This window comes from Mesorhizobium sp. M1A.F.Ca.IN.020.06.1.1 (assembly GCF_004023265.1).
In the GTDB taxonomy this organism is placed as follows: Bacteria; Pseudomonadota; Alphaproteobacteria; order Rhizobiales; family Rhizobiaceae; genus Mesorhizobium.
This window is the reverse complement of the sequence record NZ_RZSR01001340.1, coordinates 1-1,197: the sequence shown is the minus strand read 5'-3', so window position 1 is coordinate 1,197 and position 1,197 is coordinate 1. Positions and strand designations below refer to the sequence as shown.

1 protein-coding gene is annotated in these 1,197 nt (G+C 61.1%); it reads right to left on the bottom strand.

The window, feature by feature from the left end; all coding sequences use genetic code 11:
- A partial coding sequence (locus EOA60_RS33815; RefSeq protein WP_164899800.1) for a HAMP domain-containing protein occupies positions 1-1,197 on the bottom strand: 1,197 nt, incomplete at both ends.

The following is a 1,197-nucleotide window of genomic DNA, read 5'->3' as shown; positions in this document are numbered from 1 at the left end:
GAATTGAGCTGGTCCACCATGGTGTTGACGGTGTTCTTCAGTTCGAGGATTTCGCCCTTCACATCGACGGTGATCTTTTTCGAAAGATCGCCCCTGGCAACGGCCGTGGTCACATCGGCGATATTGCGCACCTGCCCGGTCAAATTGGCGGCCATCAGGTTGACGTTGTCCGTCAGGTCCTTCCACGTGCCGCCGACTCCACGGACTTCAGCTTGGCCGCCCAGCTTTCCCTCGGTGCCGACCTCGCGTGCCACGCGGGTGACTTCCGAGGCGAAGGAGTTCAGCTGGTCCACCATCGTGTTGATGGTGTTCTTCAGCTCCAGGATCTCGCCCTTTACATCGACGGTGATCTTCTTCGAGAGGTCACCCAGTGCCACCGCGGTAGTCACTTCGGCGATGTTGCGCACCTGACCGGTAAGATTCGCCGCCATGGAATTGACGTTGTCGGTCAGGTCCTTCCAGGTGCCGGCGACACCGCGCACCTGTGCTTGGCCGCCGAGCTTGCCTTCCGTGCCGACCTCGCGCGCCACGCGCGTCACCTCGCCGGCAAATGAGTTGAGCTGATCGACCATGGTGTTGATGGTCGATTTCAGTTCCAGAATTTCGCCTTTCACGTCGACGGTAATCTTCTTGGAGAGGTCGCCCAAAGCCACCGCCGTCGTCACATCGGCGATGTTGCGCACCTGGCCGGTCAGGTTGGCGGCCATCAGGTTGACGCTGTCGGTTAGGTCCTTCCAAGTACCGCCAACGCCCTCGACACGGGCTTGGCCTCCGAGTTTGCCCTCGGTGCCGACCTCACGCGCGACGCGGGTCACCTCCGAGGCGAAGGAGTTGAGCTGGTCCACCATCGTGTTGATGGTGTTCTTCAGTTCGAGGATCTCGCCCTTCACGTCGACGGTGATCTTCTTCGACAAGTCGCCAGATGCGACAGCCGTGGTCACCTCCGCAATGTTGCGCACCTGGCTGGTCAGGTTGGTCGCCATCGCGTTGACATTGTCGGTCAGGTCCTTCCAAGTGCCGGCCGCCCCCCTGACGCGTGCCTGACCGCCCAGCTTGCCTTCGGTGCCGACCTCGCGCGCCACACGCGTCACCTCCGACGTGAAGGACGCGAGCTGCTCAACCATGGTGTTGACGATTTTACCGATGCGCAGGAATTCGCCACGAAGCGGCCTGCCGTCAATTTCCACCATCATGGAT